The organism is Faecalicoccus sp. LCP19S3_E2, from assembly GCF_052121255.1.
In the GTDB taxonomy this organism is placed as follows: Bacteria; Bacillota_I; Bacilli_A; order Erysipelotrichales; family Erysipelotrichaceae; genus Faecalicoccus.
Genome location: NZ_JBQKEP010000005.1, coordinates 166524 through 185067, shown reverse-complemented (window position 1 = coordinate 185067; position 18544 = coordinate 166524). Strand labels below are relative to the sequence as shown.

Here is an 18544-nt window from a genome sequence, read left to right as displayed (position 1 = left end):
AAGGATATGCCTTGATTTTCAAATCGTTCTATGCTAGGATTACGGCAATTAAAAATATTTTACCACCAGGTAATGCCTTATTATTCATTCCGTTAGGTCTTTGAAGGAGTGAATCAATAAGGCATTTATTTTTAAGGAAAGGAGTTATTATGTTTCGAGAAATGCGAAGAAAAAGGCAGGTGTTATTGCCGGAAGAAATTCATGCGGTACTGGATAGAGGAACATCTGGGGTATTGGCATTATCAGGCGATGATGACTATCCTTATGCCGTTCCGATTAGTTATGTCTATGATGGTGAAAAAATATACTTTCACTGTGCTAAAAGTGGTCACAAATTGGATGCGATACAAAGAAATGAAAGAGCTTCCTTTTGCGTGATCGACCAGGATCAAATCATGCCCGAAGAATATACAAGCTACTTTAGAAGCGTGATTGTATTCGGAAGGATCCATATCATAGAGGATGAGGCAAAGAAAAGGCTTGCGATTGAAAAGCTGGCATTGAAATATGCCCCAGATGATCAAAAAATCCATCGTGAACAAGCCATTGAACGCGATTGGAAGCCTCTTTGTATGTTGGAAATGACGATCGATCATATGTCCGGTAAAGAAGCTATCGAACTGATAAAAAATAAACAAGTTAAGAAATAAGATAAACCTGCCGGGGTTTCATTTTATTGTGTAACAGGCCTGCGTAACACATGACGCAGGCCATTTTTTATAGGAGGATAAATACGATGTATCAGGGAAAATCACATACTTTATTTTTGAAATATGCAGTGCCACAGATGATTGGGCTACTGTTTAATTCCGTCTATATGATCGTAGACGGGATATTTATCGGTAATCGTCTTGGTCGTAACGCGATGGCTGCAGCGGCAGTCTCTGTACCCCTTGTCGAAATACTCATTGCGCTATCTATGGCAGTAGCAACCGGAGCCGGCGTTATGATTTCTATGCATTTAGGACAAGGTGACAAAACAAAAGTTCGAAACATTTTCAGCCTTTCCGTTTTATGTACAGCTGTCATGGGATTGGCAATCAGCATCTTGGGAAATCTATGGCTTCATCCTTTAGCTCAACTATTGGGGTCAACACCCGCCATTCATGATGAGTCAATTCGTTACATGTGGTATATCATCACATTTTCACCGTTCTTACTTTTCAGCTTTCTGTTAAGCGGACTGGTGCGTAACGATAATCGTCCAAAGCTTGCGATGTTTGCCCTGATGTTTGGTTTGGTATCTAATATCGTATTGGATTACGTATTTATTTATCCGATGAATATGGGAATTGCCGGAGCCGCATCGGCAACCGCTCTTGGCCCTATTTTCAGTGTTTTGATCATGCTACCTCATTTTGTATGGAAACGAGGAGATTTATATTTGACAAAATTGAAGATAAAATGGCAAAACCTGCACTCTATCTATATACTTGGCTTTCCTTCTTTTATCATGGAATTCACGATCGGGATCTTATGTTACATCGTGATCATCTTTTTCTCCCGTGGCTTTTTTGCGATATTCAATCCAGGCGATATAGAACTGATCAACTTTATGGGAAGTAAAAGTCTTCCTTATTTTTCCGGATTCTTCCTTGCCGGATTTAATATTTTGATGATCGCATATTGGCAAGCAAATGAATGTACAGGAAAAGCACTGGCGATATCTTTGGCAAGAAGTATTCTCTATCCACCTCTTTTAATTCTGATCTTACCACTGCTTTTTGGCAGCGAGATGGTCTGGATCTGTCACTCTGCCGGTGAAGCATTGACAGCAGTAACCGCCTTTATTCTGCTTGTGATCCTTCGCAAGAAAACAAAAATCAATGCCTGTATGGAATAGATAGATTCGTTCCATGATATTTGAACATAATGTTAACTTGCGTTGCTTGCCTAGAGTAAGCTTATATTTCTATAATATAGGCAACAAGGAGGCAAGAGTTTATGCTCAGTGAAAATATAAAAAAACTACGTAAGTCAAAAGGACTTTCTCAACAAGAACTGGCGGTAGAACTTAATGTTGTGCGACAAACGCTTTCGAAATGGGAAAATGGTCTATCCGTACCCGATGCCGATATGTTGATCAGCTTATCAAATATTTTTGATGTACCTGTTTCCTCTCTATTAGGTGAAACGATTTCTGAAAAGGAAGCAGATACGATACAATCTTTAGCCAATAAACTGGAAATCATCAATCTACAGCTTGCCCAAAGAAAAGAGAATAGGAGAAAAATACTACATTTTCTTTTTATAAGTATCAGTTTATTGGTTCTCTTATCAATTTATCTACTATCCGTTTTAAACAGTCCATATTTAGAGTGGAATTACAATAGTCCGGACATAGCAGTTATGGGTGTGGCTTTTCATAGTATAGAGTGGCTATTTATTAGAACTAGTCCTTTCGTACTAATAATTTCTTTTCTAGGTATAATTAAAACAAAAAAGAAAAACTAAGTCATAAAATAACTAAAAAAACACTAAACTAATCTAAAGTTTATTATATGTGAAAAATCTTTTAAATACGCAGAAAGAAAAAGTGGAAATTAAAACCACATAGAGTTTTGTTTTCCACTTTTTCATATTTAACAATCATCTTATAAATGATATCTCACCCTAGTTATCTTTTTTTTTAGTTGTGAGCTAAATAAATATTTTTGCGATATACTTTAATCAGTCTTCCACAACTACACTTATTCCCGGATTCAAATTAACAGATTTTTCGATAAAAGATTCTCCTAAAATTTCATGACTTAGACTAATATTAAAACTCAATTCATCAATACTTTCTATGCCATATGATTTTAGTTTATTACTATCAATAATAAAATCAAAATTCGGGAATGACATGTATTTACTTCCTGACTGAATCAAACTCTGACTATTAGATAACTCTAAAGCAAATCCGTTAATTTGCACATCATTAGCCGAAACATAAAAATCAGAATCTGTCTCATTCTCAATATATAAATTTACAATCCAACTATCTGATGAATACTTTTCTAGCCCTCTATATTCGATTAAAATGTCATTATCATTTAAGATTATTGTTTTATCTTCAGACGATCCTAAAACTCTTGAACTACTTTCAAATGCTTTTTTCGGACTTAAATTAACTTCTGAAGATGAAAAAGCTTCTCCCAAAATTTCGTGGCTCATATACAACTCAAAATTAATACTATCAACACTTTTAATGTTATATGGCTCTAAGTTCTCTAAATTTAATACAAAATTAAAATTTGGCTCCGCTAAATACTTAGTTCCTTTTTTAATCTCAACAACACTGTTTGAAAGTCCAACTGTACAGTTATTGATTAAAACATTTCTAGTTGAAAGATAAAAATCAGAATCTGTATTATTTTCAACATATAGATTAATAATCCAACTATCTGATGAATACTCCTCTATTCCTCTATACTCAACAAATATATTGTTGCCATCAAATAAAACTTTTTTCTCTTCAACTGTTTCATTCTCTTTTTCATCCGTGACTTTTGAAGCTGTAACAGCTGTATTTTCATTTTTTGATGATGATACCGAGCAAGCAGTTAAGCTTAACATCATTATTAACATTATAAATAGATTAGATATTTTTTTCATATAAATTCATTCCCTCTTAACATAGACTATTTTCTTTATTTTTTAGGTATCAATACAAATTGATTATCTTTGACAGCAAAATATGATGCTTTAAAAGTCCCAATACCGCTTGTTTTAGATAATTCCACTTGGCTAATAATCTCCTTTACATCGTCTTTGGTTATATCGCTCATATTGTTATATGCATAAATTAACATTAAGATAAATAAATATGTATCACTATCCTTTGAGGATGTGTTTATTTTCCCATTATTATCAAATAATTGTGCTCCCTTAAACTCCCCGTTTTCTGACAAAAACTGATAATCTAAACCAGTATAAGTACCATTCAATAAGATCATATAATTAAGAAGTACTGTACTATCTTGCGTCTTGCATTCTTTAAATTGAATGCTCCAATCTGTTTGTGCATTTGCAGATGCTTTTTTCATATAATCTATGATGTCTCTTGTATCTAAAGGGATTTCATATTCCTCAAAAGAAATCAATTCTGAATATGATTCTCCTTCTCCTTCATTAGATAAAGAAGCTTCCGTATTTTCTTTGACAGACCTCGGATTATTCTTCATTTTATATTCCATGTATGCAACAACTTCATCATATTTCAAGTCACAATCTTTAATATCTTTATCAGAAATCTTTTTTAATTTTTCTAAATACTTTTCAGGAATACTATCAACTTTTGTCTCATTGGAAATGATTTCATTAGATATTGGATCAATCAATACATTATTCAATAAATACGTATCCTGAAAAGCTAACTTGCTAGGACTATCCTCATTATAAGAAAGCGACCTTTCTCCAAACAGATCATATTTTTTGGTCAAAATAATATTATTAGAATTACAATCGATATAATATCCTTCATCCACTAAAGATTTTTCTATTTTTTCATAATCGACACTTTTCCCACAACCTACCAATCCAAAGCAAAGAATAAAACACATTATACTACAAACTATTTTTTTCACACTTCCTCAACTCCTTATTTGTCATGTTATTAAAATCATACCATAACATTGTGGATATCTCCACAATGTTATAAATTCGTATTCCAATTTATACTTATTATAACTACTAAGGATGCTGAGATGATTGATTACAAACCCCTATGGAGTACGATGAAAAAGAAAAACATGTCACAATATCGACTAATAAAATCTGGAATCGATAATAAAACTCTTGATTCCTTAAAGAAAAATAAAAATATCACCCTATATACTCTAGAGAAGTTATGTAACATTCTAGATTGTACTCCTAATGAAATCGTTACCTTCAAACAAGATAATCAATGAATTCAAAAAATAAAAATATCAAAAAAGGTCTGGGAATTGAATAACCCAGATCTTTTTTAATAGCCTGTAACCGGTGTTTCTTCAATGACCGGTTGTTGTACATTTTGTTCCGGAATACTTTGATCGTATTCATTAGGATAAGTTTCCTGATAGTCTGTTTCCGGTACATAAGTTTGTGTATCATAATACTCGCTATACTCATTTGTGGTATCCGATGGAACATAGACATCCTGTGGGGCTTCTATCGTATCCCCGTTTTTATAATCTGCCGTAGGATCATAATTTCCCCAGTAATTATAAACAGGACTTGTTGTATCCAGCCATTCGGTATCGATACTATCGGAAGATTCTCCATCCATGACGGCCTGAATTTTCTCTCTGGCAACTTGTACCGTTCGCATATCCGGTACGGTTACAGAAAGTTCCTGTCCGGCTTCTGCGCAATACATCATATCACCGGCGCCGGCCACCTGATAGCTTTCAAAAGTCCAGCTTGGATCTGACTGCAGCTGATATTGAATCAGAGATGTGATTTCGCTGGTGCTCATATTGGTTTCAAAAGCACCGCTGAAAGCTTCCATCAAACTGGCATACTTCACAATGATATCCGGTGAAGTGGCCTTGGCAAAGATAGCCTGTAATACTTTCTGCTGGTTCTTTACACGCTGGTTGTCACCATCCTGATACGCATAACGCTCACGGGCAAAGGATAAGGCGCGTTTGCCATCCAGGTGATTCCAGCCTTCCTGTACACCTTCTAAAGTATTATCTGCATAGAAGGAATCAACCGCCATTCCTTCTTCCACAAAGATATCAATGCCACCTAACGCATCTACGATATCCATAACACTGGAGAAGTTGACACGGAATGTATAGTTGATCTCTATGCCTAAAAAGTTTTCGGCAGTCATCTTACTGGCGTTGACACCATGGATCCCTAAATGCGTGATTTTATCCATCGCGCCTTGTTGGCAACCATCTGCCGCATCGCAGGCGGATTCCACATAAGTATCGCGTGGAATACTTGTCAATAAAACTGTACTCGTTGATGGATTGACCGTCACGATCATATTGACATCGGAGCGTGAAAGTTCACCGACATCACCATATGTATCGTTTCCGGAAATAAAGATATTAAAGGGTTCTGAAGTAATATCAGATACGACAAGTGCTTCATTTTCTTTATCTGTATAGTAAACGGTCTGATAGACAACATTGGTTTCCGAAGCAAAGTCTATATAGTCTTCCAGTTCTTCTAAATTGGCACGATACGTTTCATTTAAAATGATCGCATCAACATCTTTATCATACAAAGCTTTGGCCAAAGCCTGAATGCTTGGATAATCCTTTTGGGTAAATGGTAAATAAGCATAATCGTCTTCAAAGGTTGGTTTCTCTTCTTTGTTTTCCTGATCATCCTGACTGGATTCAGATTCCTGGGCATAGACATTCTGCACACCGAAATCCAACATCGATGTTTTATCATAACCCAGTTCTTTAGAAGCATCCTTTAAAAACTGCTCTGTACCATAATTATCGATCTTTTTTAAATAACCAATCTTGGCATCTTCCAAATCTTCCAAGGATTCATAAGAAGCCGATTTTAAAGTAATCACAGAAACTGTATTCTTAGTTTCCCCGTCATGGGTTGTAATATTAGAAAGCATATTACCGGTCGTATAAAGATAATAGCTGCCCCAACCTAATACCCCTGTCATCACAAGTGCTAACAGCGATGAAAAGATCTTTCCTGCCAGCTTGCGGCTGACAAAATTCACCAACAAGATCGCAATCAATGAAAGGATCACCAGGATCAATACCACCGGCACCAACAAATTGGTCGGCAGTACATTCAGCGTAAATATCTCAAAAACAGTGAATCCCAATGCTACAACAAGCAAAACAGATAGAATAATTCCGAAGATCTGAAAACCTCTGCTTTTCTTTTCCTTTACTTTTCTCATAGGAACCTCTCCTTAATAATACCCTTGCGACATATCCGCATTTGGATCATACATATTCCCATCGTCCTGTACAGGTTCTTCCTGATAAGGAACGTAGTCATCATATTGTTGAGAATCATCAACCTGCCAGTCCTGCGTATCATCCTGTACAGGTTCTTGATACGTTGTATCCGGCGCACTATCTTCATAGGTCGATGGCTGATCTTGATATTCACTGTAGTCTCTTAATGTCAAAAGTGAAGTATCACTTGTCGGGGCATCGATCGTATCACTGGATTTTCCGGATAAGACCGCATCGATCTTTTCTTTTGCGGTATCTAAATATTCTTTATAAGGGATCATGACCGAAGCATAATCACCCTGGATCGTACAATACTCTGTGCTGACCAGACCTAGGATCGTAAAGCTTTCAAAGTTCCATTTTGGCATCATCGCAAACTGGTAACGGATAAAGCTGCGAATTTGATCGGCCGGCATATTGGTTTCAAAAGCGCCGCCCAAGGCATCGATGAAGCTTCCAAAATTAATGATCATACTTGGTGAGATCACTTTATTGATCAATGCTTCTAAAACGATCTGCTGATTCTTTACACGCTGGGCATCGCCATCGATATAGGCATGTCTTTCACGGGCAAAGGCAAGCGCTCGCTCCCCATCCAAATGATTCCATCCGGCCTGCACACCTTCGGTTCCATTGGCATAGAAGGTATCAACTTCCAGTCCTTCTTCAACATAGACATCAATACCACCAACGGCATCCACTAAATTGACCAGACTGGAGAAATTCACACGAACCGTATAGTTGACCGTAATATCTAATGCTTTTTCGATGGTTTCATCGGTTGCTTCTACGCCATATTGTCCGGTATGTGTCAGTTTGTTCAGTGTATCATCCGGACAGTCTTCAGCGCCTTCCGGACAGGCAATCGGCACATATAGATCTCGTGGAAGACTTGTCATCAATACACGATGATTGCTTGGATCGATCGTTACTAACATATTGACATCCGATCGACTGGTTTGTGCCAAGGATCCATAAGAATCATTTCCACTGATCAGTATGGTAAACGGTGTTGTCGTAATACTGTCAACCGCATTGAGCGATTCGCTCTGTGAAGTAGAACGATCGGTATAATAAACGGATTCATACACACGCTTTGTCATAACACCAAAGTTTGTATAGTCACCTTGTTCATGAATATCATTTTCATAAGTCTCGTTCAAAATGATTCCATCCACCTGTTCATTGAACAGCCCATACAAAAGATCGGACAGTGTGTTGTATTCCACCGTTTCAACTTGTACATCTTCTTTATTTAGATCTTCGATACAGCGATTTGTCCCTTGTTCATCAAGACCGGTCACGATACCCAGTGTCTTGCCTTTTAAATCGGATACCGAGGCCATACTGGAGCCGGCCAGAGCATATACATTGACTTTATTAACAACTTTGTCTGTTAGGTTTGTTACTTCGTTAAATAGATTGGATAGTCCGTACACATAGTAGTTTCCCAATCCATAGGCTGCTGTCAATGCAGCCAGTACGATCGTCATGATAAGCTTTGATACATTTTTTCGACATTTGAAATTTGAAAAGACGATGATCAAAAGGGTAATCAGTACGACCACAAATAAAACAGGAAGCAACAAAGTCAAAGGCAGCATATCCAGCTTAAAAAGCTGAAAGCCTAAAAACGCAACTAATCCAAGACTCGCAACAGACAAAATAAAGCATAAGAGCTTTAATAAAGGAGACATTTTACGCCTCTTTACCGTTCTCTTACGCGCTGTATTCTGCACATTATTTTTTCTCATGGAATTATTTTTGCATTTTATGGGTGTTCTGTCAATTTTTGGTGAACAAATAACACAAAAATCCCATATTTATAGGCCATAAAGGCTTAAAATTTGTCGATTTATACAATCCCAATCCCTATTTTGTGCACAAACACATCCATTTTGATATAAATGTTCCCTAAGTTTTTCATCCTGAATCAGTCTTTCAATACAATCGACGGCTTGTGGGATATTGCCTTTTTCATAGATCAAGGCATTATAGCCATCTTTGACATATTCACGATTTCCATCATTATATAAGGCCACGACAAAACCACCGGTGGCCATCATTTCCAATGGTGGATAAGAAAAACTTTCCAAAAGACTTGTCTTGAGCAAAATATCACACTGGCGATATACATCAGCTACTTCTTCATAGGGAATGCGATGGAAAAAGCGATCGATGCGATACCATGATTTCGGTGTCGCATTATAAGACATGTACCAGATTTCAAATCGGTTTGGGTCCAGCTGTTTCACGATTTCAAAGCTTTCATCAACATTTTTATGAGTCGCCTCGCAATCGCCTTCAATCAAAATACGAATCTTGCCTTTCATCTCTCGCTTTGTTGGATAAAACTGTTTCGTGTCAATTCCATTGCAGGCCCATAATGCCTCTTGGTCGAAACGATCTTTTAGCCATGCCTGACACCATTGAGAAATTGTAATGCATTGAAAATCTGCCATCGGGCGATAGCTTTGGTTAGCCTGTTTTTTTAATGGATCGGAAAAATCATAAAAATCCGTTTCAAAATTCTGTACCAGATAGCGTCTTTTTTTGATGACCGGAATCCCCTGTAACAGCTGCACGGTAGGCCACATCGTGGCAACACCCTGGTCGATATGCCCCTGCAGCTTGGCACTGTTCAACTCTAAAACCGGGAACTCATGATCAAGAAAAGTCGTCCATTTTGCCTGATCATACAATGATAAAACTGATACATCCGCTCCGGCCTTGCGTAAAGCCATCATATGTCGAAAGGCAACCATGATGCCGCCGCTGATTTCAACCTTTGTCATCGCAAACATAACAGACGGACTTTGATGCGCTTGTATCCATCTCATCAATGCATTTCCATTATAAATACTAATATAACTTTCTTTACAACAGGCATATGCCTCCTGGGCAAGTTTTTCTCGTTTTTTTGGATCTTCAATAAGTTGAATCAACGCTTCTTTCCATTCCTGAAGATTGGAACAAAGCATCCCCGTCTTTTGATCCTGCACCCTTTCTTCAAACGCACCGATACGACTGGCAATCGTGCATGTCTTTACCAAAGCTGCCTCCATCCATTTGATCTCGCTTTTAGCTTCATTAAAGATCGTATCGCACAGGGGAGCCAGGTTAATGTCCATCTCGGCAATCTTAGCCGGCAATTCTTTATAGTCCATTAAAGGATGTACTTTGATCTGCGTAGAAAATGGCTGTAATTCTTTTGGATAGTCCAATTCTCCTACAAGATGAAGCTCTACAGACTTATAACGTTCTAATATTTCCTGTAAGACCGGCAAGATCATTTTTAGATCGTCATTATGCGTCATGCTGCCGCTAAAATATCCAATCTTAACTTTCGAATTCTCTGGTTTTGTCACTTTTTGCGATAAAGCACATAATTCTAAACTGGCACAGTTACGATTGATAAAAACCGAAGGCACGTATTTTTCCAGCTCTTTTTTTAAACGGGTCGTTGTCGTGATGGCTCCATCACAAAGCATCAACATTTTCTTACGTGAAAGTACATCTTCATCATAGCGTAAACGCTCTTCTTTGCTCAGTGTCGATAAGGAAGGTATCTGATCCGTGTAACAAGTATCAATGACCAGATCATCTACATCATAATAGACTCTTTTATTACATTCTTTTGCTTTTTTGACAAATGCTTCCAGCTCCGATGTATGAATACAGCGAAACAAGATGAAATTGCGATATAAACGCACTTGATCCAAATTGATATTTTTATAGAAAACCTCATCACAGGTCATGCCAAAACATTCCAGTTGTTCTTTTTGATGATCGACCCGATAACGCACAGACTGTCCTAAAAGATCACGGGAGCAGCCATTGATAAACAGCACATCTTTAAAAATCTCTCCCTTGATACTGGCTTCTTTTCTTTGGGCTATAAAATGTTGGGTTCTTTTTTGAACTCCTTTAATGCCCTCTTTTTTTAAGACATCCCCTAGTTTTTTTGTCAATGTTTTGATTTCACGCACGATCTCACCTTCAAACTCTTTTCTTATTTTCCCATAGTCCCGACAAAAAGAAAAGGCCCTTAGGCCTTACTTACGATATGATCTTTATCCTTAAAAATGCTGTTGGAGGGGATCACACCTCGTACACACGATACCGGATAGATCTGTGAGTGCTTTCCGATGATTGTTCCCGGATTCAGCACCGAATTACATCCAACTTCTACATAGTCGCCTAACATAGCACCGACTTTCTTAAGTTCTGTTGGATATTGTTGATTCTTTGTTTTTACGACAACCAGGCTCTTATCGCTCTTGACATTGGATGTGATCGAACCGGCTCCCATATGCGATTTATAGCCTAAGATCGAATCTCCCACATAGTTATAGTGCGGTGTCTGCACATTATCAAATAAAATGACATTTTTTAGCTCTACACTGTTTCCGACAACACAACCGGCTCCGACAAGAGCATTGCCGCGAATGAACGCACCATGACGAACTTCAGTTTCCGGCCCGATGATACAGGGAGAGCCTAAAAAAGCAGTCGGGGCAATCTTTGCAGTTGGATGTACCCAAACCAAAGGCTGGATTTCCTCATAGTCCTTTAAGGTTGGACCTAATCCCAAAATAAAATCATGAATACCCTTTAAAGCTTGCCATGGATATGTGAACTGCTCTAAATAATCCTTGGCCAACGTATGATCTAACGAAAATAATGTTTTGATTTCTACCATTCTTGTCACTCCAATCTAGAATCATTGTAAAAAAAAGCCTGCCGGAAAGGCAAGCTAAGATTTCATTTTTTCTTTTGAGCCGCTGATTTTTCGCAGGGCATCCTGAATTGCTTCCGTAAAAATGGTCGCCAAATCTGTCTCTTCCTGCGGAAATAGGTCTAAATAGATTCGTTCATACTGTAAGGTTTCCGTATCGACCAAACAATACGTTCCGGAAAACGGGCGTATGCATACATCCTCGCATTGTAATGAAGTATTGGTCAAGATCCATTCCTTTTGATCCTGCATAAAACGAATCGTACTTTCTGTATAAGAGATATCGTCAAATTCTTTAAAGAAGCGCTCAATCGTCTCACTTTTGGTTCTCACATTGGAAATCCAAACGTGATTCAAAGGCGTTTCATTTAAAAGAACACGAAGCTTATAGCGCATATCCCGGGAGAAATCAGATGTCCCAAAGAAAGAATCATCAATATAAATGACAAACATTAGCGGTTAAAGAAGAAATTAGGAATCGTATCGTCCCCGTTTGTTTCCTCAACACTTGTGACAACACCGGCTGTAGCAGGTGCCTGTACAGAAGGCTGTGTGAACAAAGATTCCTTCGGTTTTGATTCACTGCGCTTTTTGGAAACTTTCTTTGGTTCTTCAAATCCTGTAGCAATTACAGTAACGATAATGGCATCTCCCAACTGTTCGTTGATCGCAATACCAAAGATACAATCAACATCACCACCGGCTGCATCCTGAATCACCGCAACGGCATTCTGGGCATCAAACAAAGATACTTTGTCGCCACCTGTGATATTGATAATTGCACTTGTAGCACCGTTGATCTGTGCTTCCAATAACGGAGACTGAATGGCTTTTTCAGCTGCGTTAACGGCTTTATCTTCTCCTTCAGCCATACCGATACCAATCAAAGCACGTCCCTGATTCTGCATAACGCTGCGAACATCAGCAAAGTCTAAGTTGACTAAAGCCGGTACGGCGATCAAGTCAGAGATGGTCTGTACACCTTGACGCAATACATTATCGGCTGCCTGGAAGGCTTCTTCGATCGGTTTACGTCCGATGACTTCCAACAAGTTATCATTTGATACGATAATCAAAGAATCTACGTGTTTTTTCAGTTCTTCAATACCTTCAGCAGCATTGTTGGAACGTCTTCTTCCTTCAAATGTAAATGGTTTAGTCACAACGGCAACCGTCAGAGCGCCTTCTTCTTTAGAAATCTTGGCAATTAACGGTGCAGCACCAGTTCCGGTTCCACCGCCCATTCCGGCTGTGATGAAAACCATGTCGCTTCCTTTAATTGCTTCACGAATTTCGCTTTCACTCTCTTCAGCTGCCTTACGTCCGAATTCCGGATTTCCTCCGGCACCCAGACCCTTTGTCGTTTCACGACCTAATACGATCTTATTTTGACATGGAGAGTTTTTCATGACCTGCACATCTGTGTTGCAGATATAGAAATCTACTCCCTTTACGCCATCGGCGACCATGCGGTTCACGGCATTGGAGCCTCCACCACCGACACCGAGCACACGAATCGTTGCTACCTGATTGAATTCTGTCATCCTATTTACCTCCATTTATTCTTTTTCCGTTAGAATCGCATTCTTCAATTTTTGTGTAAATCCGCCATCTGCTCCACTTTTGGCACGTTGATTGATCGAATCAATACTGGCTTCCAGTTCGTTGTTGTTGACGCTGATCTTATCATCATGGCGAATCTTGTTGACATATTGCCAGGCATAAGCCATACCTAAGCCACATACAAAGGCTCCATCTCTGGCCCCTATAGTCTGTTCTTCAAATACAGTGGTCGGAGCATTAAAGGCCGAAGGCATCATCGACAATACTCGAATATTGGCACCTTGTCCGGTCAACACATAACGCATGGATTGTACCGACTGACCGGCAATCGGAGCACATGCCTCATTGATATCTGAAATCCAGAGACGAATCTTGGAAAGACATGACTGCGCCAGCTCTTTTAATGTGATTTCTACGCGCATTTCTTCTTTTTGTTCGATGTAACAGATCACATCGCTGGCTTCATCCTGATCCTCTGTAAAGATATTTTGCAGCAGGCGATAACAGATCGCATCACTCAAATGATATTTCTTCTGTAATTCTTCCGTAAATGTTTTATAACCATGTTCCAATGTCGTCGTATTTAATAAGCGTCCATGTTGGAAAAGCGCCAATGTACAATGATCCTGTTCCAGATCAACGACAACGATCGGACGACTCGGATCGGCAATCAAAGCTCCTGTTTCCTGAGCAATCGCATAAGCATCGATACATACATCCAGAATCTGAAGATTGGACTGTTCTACACAACGGGCATAAGCGTACATCGTTTCCTTATCCGCATACAACAAATCCACTTCCATAAAGAAATCATCACATTCTTTGCCAATCGGCCTTTTTGTTGTCTGTTCACCATTCACAATATACGATACTTGATTGATGTTGACAAAAACGACTTCCTCACTCAACTGTTTTTCCACGGCTTTATTAAATCCCTGCTGAATATGGAACAATCGAATTGTCTTTGTTCCATCCGGAATCTGCACATGGATCTTTTGAGAACAGCGTTGTACATTGATGCTTGGAATAGCCAAAAGCACTCTTTCTATGCGAAAACCTAATGCACTCTGGGCATTTTTGCAGGCTTCCTGTATAGCTTTGACGACTGCAGCTTCATCTATGATCTTTTGATTTTGAACACCGGAACAGTGCACACGTTCTACGCGCAATACATTGTTTCTGCCTTCAAAGATCTCCAGAACGATTAGGCGTATTTCCTGATCTGCGATTTCTAGAGTCGCATACACTTTTTTCTTACGCATTCGCATTCTCCTTTTATCTGTTTTCAAATCATGTTTAATTATATCAAATTTCTTTTTAGAAGTTTAGTACTATTTACTCCATTGTGACAGAAATTGCCGTATCTGCGGATATCGGCGTCTCTGGCTCCACGCTTTGGGAAGTCACGACTCCATAGCCATCGGTCTGAATCTGGATACCGGTCAGTTCCCAGAAAGCTGTAATATCTTTTCTTGTCCAGCCAGTCATATCCGGCATGGTGATCGCATTGCCATCGGTCAGCAGGAACACTCGATCCTGACTGCTGATGGTCGATCCCGCTTGTGGATATTGACGTAAGATCGTAGAACCTCCGCCAATATAAACCATCTGACATTTCCAGTTTTCTGTTTTTGATCCCGCATAACTGACGGAATGATTGACTAGGTTTGGCATCGTGTAAGTTTCCCACTTTTCTTCTGCCTGGGTCTTATCGCTTTCTTTGGTTTCACTGCTGACACCATAAGCAATCAAAGCAGCGCGCATGATATCTTGAAACTGCTTGGCGCTGTAGGCTTCATAGTTAGGACCGATCATGCCCCAGTAAACCATGATCTTAGGATCTTCAGCCGGTGCAGCAGCCATGACACTGGACGTATAGTTGACTGTATCGTATTTTCCCTGCTCTACATTATAAATCTCCCCGGTACCTGTTTTGGCAGCCATACTGACACCATCGATCGCAAAACGATCTCCGGACATGCCTTCGTCCAAAACATGCTTCATCATCTCGGTAACTTTGTTTGCGGTTTCCTTTGAAATCGGAGTTCCCTTGGCCTTGGTCGAATATTGTTTTTTGACTTCCCCGGTTTTGGCATCTTCAATGGAATCGACCACATAGGGGCGTACCATCACACCATCATTAAAGATGGCAGAATACGCCTGCATCAACTGTAAGACCGTGATGGAACTGGACTGTCCAAATCCGGTACGAAGATAATCCATCGGAACATCGATGTTTTTAGTACCTGTCTGCTCACTGATATAAGGAATGCCTGTTTCCTGGAAGAAACCAAAACGATCCAGATATTTACCCAGTGAATCATAATTCATATAATTGGCCAGCAATTCACAAATACCTACGTTACTCGATAATGCCAGACCATCTTCAAAAGTCAGCGTTCCATAATCATTTCCCTGTGCATCGTAAATGGTTGGATAGCCCGTAGCGACACCACTTACACGATTGATTTTATTATTGGCGGCATCATAGCCATATTCAAAACTGCCGGCGCGATACATGGTATTATATGGGAAAGTTCCTGTATCAATAGCCGTTGCATATGTAAAAGGTTTCATAACAGATCCCGGCTCATACACCATAGAGCTGACGGCATCTGTATAAGAAGGAATTTCCTTATGTTCATTTTGGTCATACGTCGGATAACTGGCCCAGGCCAATATCTTACCGGTCTCCACCTCCATAACAACCGCCCAGGCACTGGTGGCCCTGTTATTTTCTATGGTTTCTTTCATAGCTTTTTCAACGACCGATTGTAAAGAACTATCCAATGTCAATACGACATTATCTCCATCTACCGCTTCTTTATATACCGTTGTAGTTCCAGGAAGGATACTTCCATCGACCGTCTGCTGGTATTGCACATGCCCATCTTCTCCGGCAAGGAGATCATTCATGGTCTGTTCCAGCCCCATCTTACCAACGATTTTCTGCTCATCTTCATCATAAGCCGCAAAACCAACCATCGTGCTGGAATATGGTGTCGTCGGATAATAACGATTGGTCGTTTCGATAAAATCAATTCCCGGAAGATCTAAATCTTTTATCTTTTCCATCGTTTCTTCATCCAAACGCTTTGTTCCCGTACCTAATTCTGTTTGGCTCAATCCTTGATCCATCGCTTTTTCAAGGATCTTTTCGACATTAGATTCCTTGGCATCCGGCAAAACTTTACAAAGCTTTTCAGCCGTCTTTTCGGCATCTTTGACATAATCCGGATCGCCATTTTCATCGACGACGCTTTCATCCAGATAAGCCACGATGGTCCAGGCATCCACTTCCTGGGCAATGACTTGATGATTACGATCATAGATCGTTCCTCTTTTAGCTTCCACTTCCGTATCCACGATGGAAGAAGAAATCTTTGAATTTAAAACACTTTCCTGTGACCAGATATGTGTTTTCGTGACCATAGTGAAAAGAACATTAGCAATCACTAATGTTCCTATGATACTCATCACTTGAATCATTCGATAAAGCTGGCGGTTACTGCGGCGAACACTTAAACGCTGTGTTCGCTTATCCAGCTTTCTTCTAACTTTACGTTTTATGGCCATTCATATCCATCCTGTTCAACTAGTTATTGATCACATAGACATTGTCCTGATTTTCATTCAGGTCATCGCCAGCTAAGCCTAACATCTTATTCTTATCTTGTAAAGCTGAAATATCTGTCTTCAACGAATGCACTTCGTCTTGTTTTTCAGCTACCTGACTGGCAAGCTTTTGTTCTTCTACAGATAACGTAATATTGTATGAATTCAAGCCGATTTTGGAAAAGCAATAGAAGACGCATGAAAGAGCAAACGCTAAAATAAGCAGCTTCTCCGGACGAAGCTGGCGCAGTTTTCTTCTTTTTCTATTATGCTTCTTTGTTGTACCTTTCTGCACCATTTTAGTTTGCCCCCAATTTTTTCAATCCCCTAAGCTTGGCACTGTGTGATCTGAAATTTTCTTCCAGCTCCTGTCTTGATGCCGTTACCGGTTTTTTTGAAATCAACTCATATTCTAATTTTTCTATCCCTAATTGCGGCAGCCTTCGATCTGCCTTTTTCTGAACAGCTACATCCCGAAACATTCGTTTTACGATCGTATCCTCCAATGAATGAAACGTGATCACGGCCAGTCTTCCACCCGGATTTAATAAACTTATCGCATCCTGCAGTACGATCTCAAGCTGTAAAAGCTCGCGATTGACTTCAATGCGAACCGCCTGAAAGATCTGCTTGGCCGGATGTCCTTTTTTACTTAAAACCTTGGCCGGTAAACAACTTTTGATCACATCCACTAACTGAAACGTCGTATCGATCGGATGTTGCTGACGAGTTTTGACGATCTGTGATGCGATTCGATATGCATTTGGGTCCTGGCCATAATCTCTAAAGATCCTGAACAAGTCTTTTTGATCATAGGTATTGATCACTTTCCAGGCATCCATTTCCTGACTCTGATCCATTCGCATATCAAGTCGTGCATCAAATCGATAGCTGAATCCTCGAGACGGATCGTCAAACTGCGGGCTGGATACCCCCAGATCCATCACGATGCCATCGACACCAAATACACCTTCTTTGGCAAGAACTTCTTTGAGATTTTCAAAAGATGTATGGATACATTTAAAATTATTTGAAACCTTAAGCAGACGTTTTGTACTTTGATCAATTGCTTCCTGATCACAATCCAGGCAGTACAAAAATCCCTGTGGACAACGTTTGAGGATCTGTTCACTGTGGCCCCCTCTGCCCAGTGTACAATCCACATAAATGCCATCCTTTTTCACATCGAGCATGTCGATTGTTTCTTTTAACAGTACACTTTGATGTTCCATACTACTCCATAAAGCCATTCAAGGCTTCTGCAGCTTCTTCAAATGAACCGGACTGTTCTTCTTCCAACTGCATCCAACGCTCTTTTGACCAGATCTCCAAATGGTTAGCCATACCTACGATCAGGCATTCTTTTTCCAGTCCTGCCAGTTCAATCAAGGTACGAGGTATCAAAATTCGTCCCTGACTGTCCAGATCTACCTCCGCTGCTTTCGACAACATCATACGCTGAAACATACGCGCATCCTTATTTGTTGATGGCAGCGCCGATAACTTTTGATATACTGTTTCCCATTGCTTGGCAGTATATACATACAAGCAGCCATCCAAACCACGGTTAACGACAACGTGTTCACCAAGATCTTCACGAAATTTTGCAGGCATAATCAATCGCCCCTTACGATCGATGTTATGTGCATACTCCCCCATGAACACGTGCCATCACCCCCACATCTAGACACTTTGTGCTACTTTGTACCAC

General features: G+C 39.6%; 17 protein-coding genes. 4 read left to right on the top strand and 13 right to left on the bottom strand.

Going from position 1 to position 18544, the window contains the following annotated elements:
• The first annotated feature begins 149 nt into the window (after positions 1 to 149).
• From ACTQX6_RS06770 to ACTQX6_RS06760, 3 genes are all read left to right on the top strand, one after another.
• Entirely contained in the window at positions 150 to 650 is a 501-nt protein-coding gene (locus ACTQX6_RS06770) for a pyridoxamine 5'-phosphate oxidase family protein (protein WP_320863429.1), read from the top strand.
• Positions 651 to 736: 86 nt separating this feature from the next.
• Complete coding sequence (locus ACTQX6_RS06765; protein WP_294687458.1) at positions 737 to 1843, top strand: MATE family efflux transporter; 1107 nt, start codon at positions 737 to 739, stop codon at positions 1841 to 1843.
• 101 nt (positions 1844 to 1944) lie between these two features.
• Positions 1945 to 2454 (top strand): helix-turn-helix domain-containing protein, encoded by a 510-nt coding sequence (locus ACTQX6_RS06760; RefSeq protein ID WP_294687461.1) that lies wholly within the window; start codon positions 1945 to 1947, stop codon positions 2452 to 2454.
• 216 nt (positions 2455 to 2670) lie between these two features.
• Here ACTQX6_RS06760 and ACTQX6_RS06755 read toward each other — a convergent pair whose 3' ends face one another.
• Entirely contained in the window at positions 2671 to 3597 is a 927-nt protein-coding gene (locus tag ACTQX6_RS06755) for a hypothetical protein (RefSeq protein WP_441657359.1), read from the bottom strand.
• A gap of 35 nt (positions 3598 to 3632) precedes the next feature.
• Entirely contained in the window at positions 3633 to 4568 is a 936-nt protein-coding gene (locus ACTQX6_RS06750; RefSeq protein WP_195222072.1) for a hypothetical protein, read from the bottom strand.
• A 120-nt stretch (positions 4569 to 4688) separates the two neighbouring features.
• Between ACTQX6_RS06750 and ACTQX6_RS06745 the strand changes: the two genes are divergently transcribed.
• Positions 4689 to 4892, top strand: a complete 204-nt coding sequence (locus ACTQX6_RS06745) for a helix-turn-helix domain-containing protein (RefSeq protein ID WP_195222071.1) — start codon at positions 4689 to 4691, stop codon at positions 4890 to 4892.
• Positions 4893 to 4948: 56 nt separating this feature from the next.
• Here ACTQX6_RS06745 and ACTQX6_RS06740 read toward each other — a convergent pair whose 3' ends face one another.
• The 11 genes from ACTQX6_RS06740 to mraZ all read right to left on the bottom strand — a co-directional run bounded on the left by ACTQX6_RS06740 (position 4949) and on the right by mraZ (position 18492).
• Entirely contained in the window at positions 4949 to 6856 is a 1908-nt protein-coding gene (locus tag ACTQX6_RS06740; RefSeq protein ID WP_294689039.1) for an LCP family protein, read from the bottom strand.
• A gap of 12 nt (positions 6857 to 6868) precedes the next feature.
• Positions 6869 to 8614, bottom strand: coding sequence for an LCP family protein (locus ACTQX6_RS06735; RefSeq protein WP_195222069.1), 1746 nt, complete (start codon positions 8612 to 8614; stop codon positions 6869 to 6871).
• 126 nt (positions 8615 to 8740) lie between these two features.
• Positions 8741 to 10906: a glycosyltransferase gene (locus ACTQX6_RS06730; RefSeq protein WP_294689036.1), complete on the bottom strand. Its 2166-nt coding sequence runs from the start codon at positions 10904 to 10906 to the stop codon at positions 8741 to 8743.
• A 59-nt stretch (positions 10907 to 10965) separates the two neighbouring features.
• Positions 10966 to 11619 (bottom strand): acyltransferase, encoded by a 654-nt coding sequence (locus tag ACTQX6_RS06725; protein ID WP_168965796.1) that lies wholly within the window; start codon positions 11617 to 11619, stop codon positions 10966 to 10968.
• Positions 11620 to 11673: 54 nt separating this feature from the next.
• A complete protein-coding gene (locus tag ACTQX6_RS06720) occupies positions 11674 to 12108 on the bottom strand; it encodes a hypothetical protein (protein WP_117445653.1) in 435 nt (144 codons plus the stop codon).
• Positions 12108 to 13199 (bottom strand): cell division protein FtsZ, encoded by a 1092-nt coding sequence (ftsZ, locus tag ACTQX6_RS06715; protein WP_022789730.1) that lies wholly within the window; start codon positions 13197 to 13199, stop codon positions 12108 to 12110. The genes ACTQX6_RS06720 and ftsZ overlap by 1 nt, the downstream gene beginning before the upstream one ends.
• Positions 13200 to 13214: 15 nt before the next feature.
• Positions 13215 to 14480, bottom strand: coding sequence for a cell division protein FtsA (locus tag ACTQX6_RS06710; protein ID WP_294689034.1), 1266 nt, complete (start codon positions 14478 to 14480; stop codon positions 13215 to 13217).
• A 73-nt stretch (positions 14481 to 14553) separates the two neighbouring features.
• Positions 14554 to 16794 carry a penicillin-binding protein gene (locus ACTQX6_RS06705; protein ID WP_294689032.1) on the bottom strand — a complete coding sequence of 747 codons (2241 nt, stop codon included), beginning with the start codon at positions 16792 to 16794 and terminating at the stop codon, positions 14554 to 14556.
• 19 nt (positions 16795 to 16813) lie between these two features.
• Positions 16814 to 17131, bottom strand: a complete 318-nt coding sequence (locus tag ACTQX6_RS06700) for a hypothetical protein (protein ID WP_022789733.1) — start codon at positions 17129 to 17131, stop codon at positions 16814 to 16816.
• 1 nt (position 17132) lies between these two features.
• Positions 17133 to 18065 (bottom strand): 16S rRNA (cytosine(1402)-N(4))-methyltransferase RsmH, encoded by a 933-nt coding sequence (gene rsmH, locus ACTQX6_RS06695; protein ID WP_117445656.1) that lies wholly within the window; start codon positions 18063 to 18065, stop codon positions 17133 to 17135.
• 1 nt (position 18066) lies between these two features.
• A complete protein-coding gene (gene mraZ, locus ACTQX6_RS06690) occupies positions 18067 to 18492 on the bottom strand; it encodes a division/cell wall cluster transcriptional repressor MraZ (protein ID WP_206198251.1) in 426 nt (141 codons plus the stop codon).
• Between the last annotated feature and the right edge of the window lie 52 nt (positions 18493 to 18544).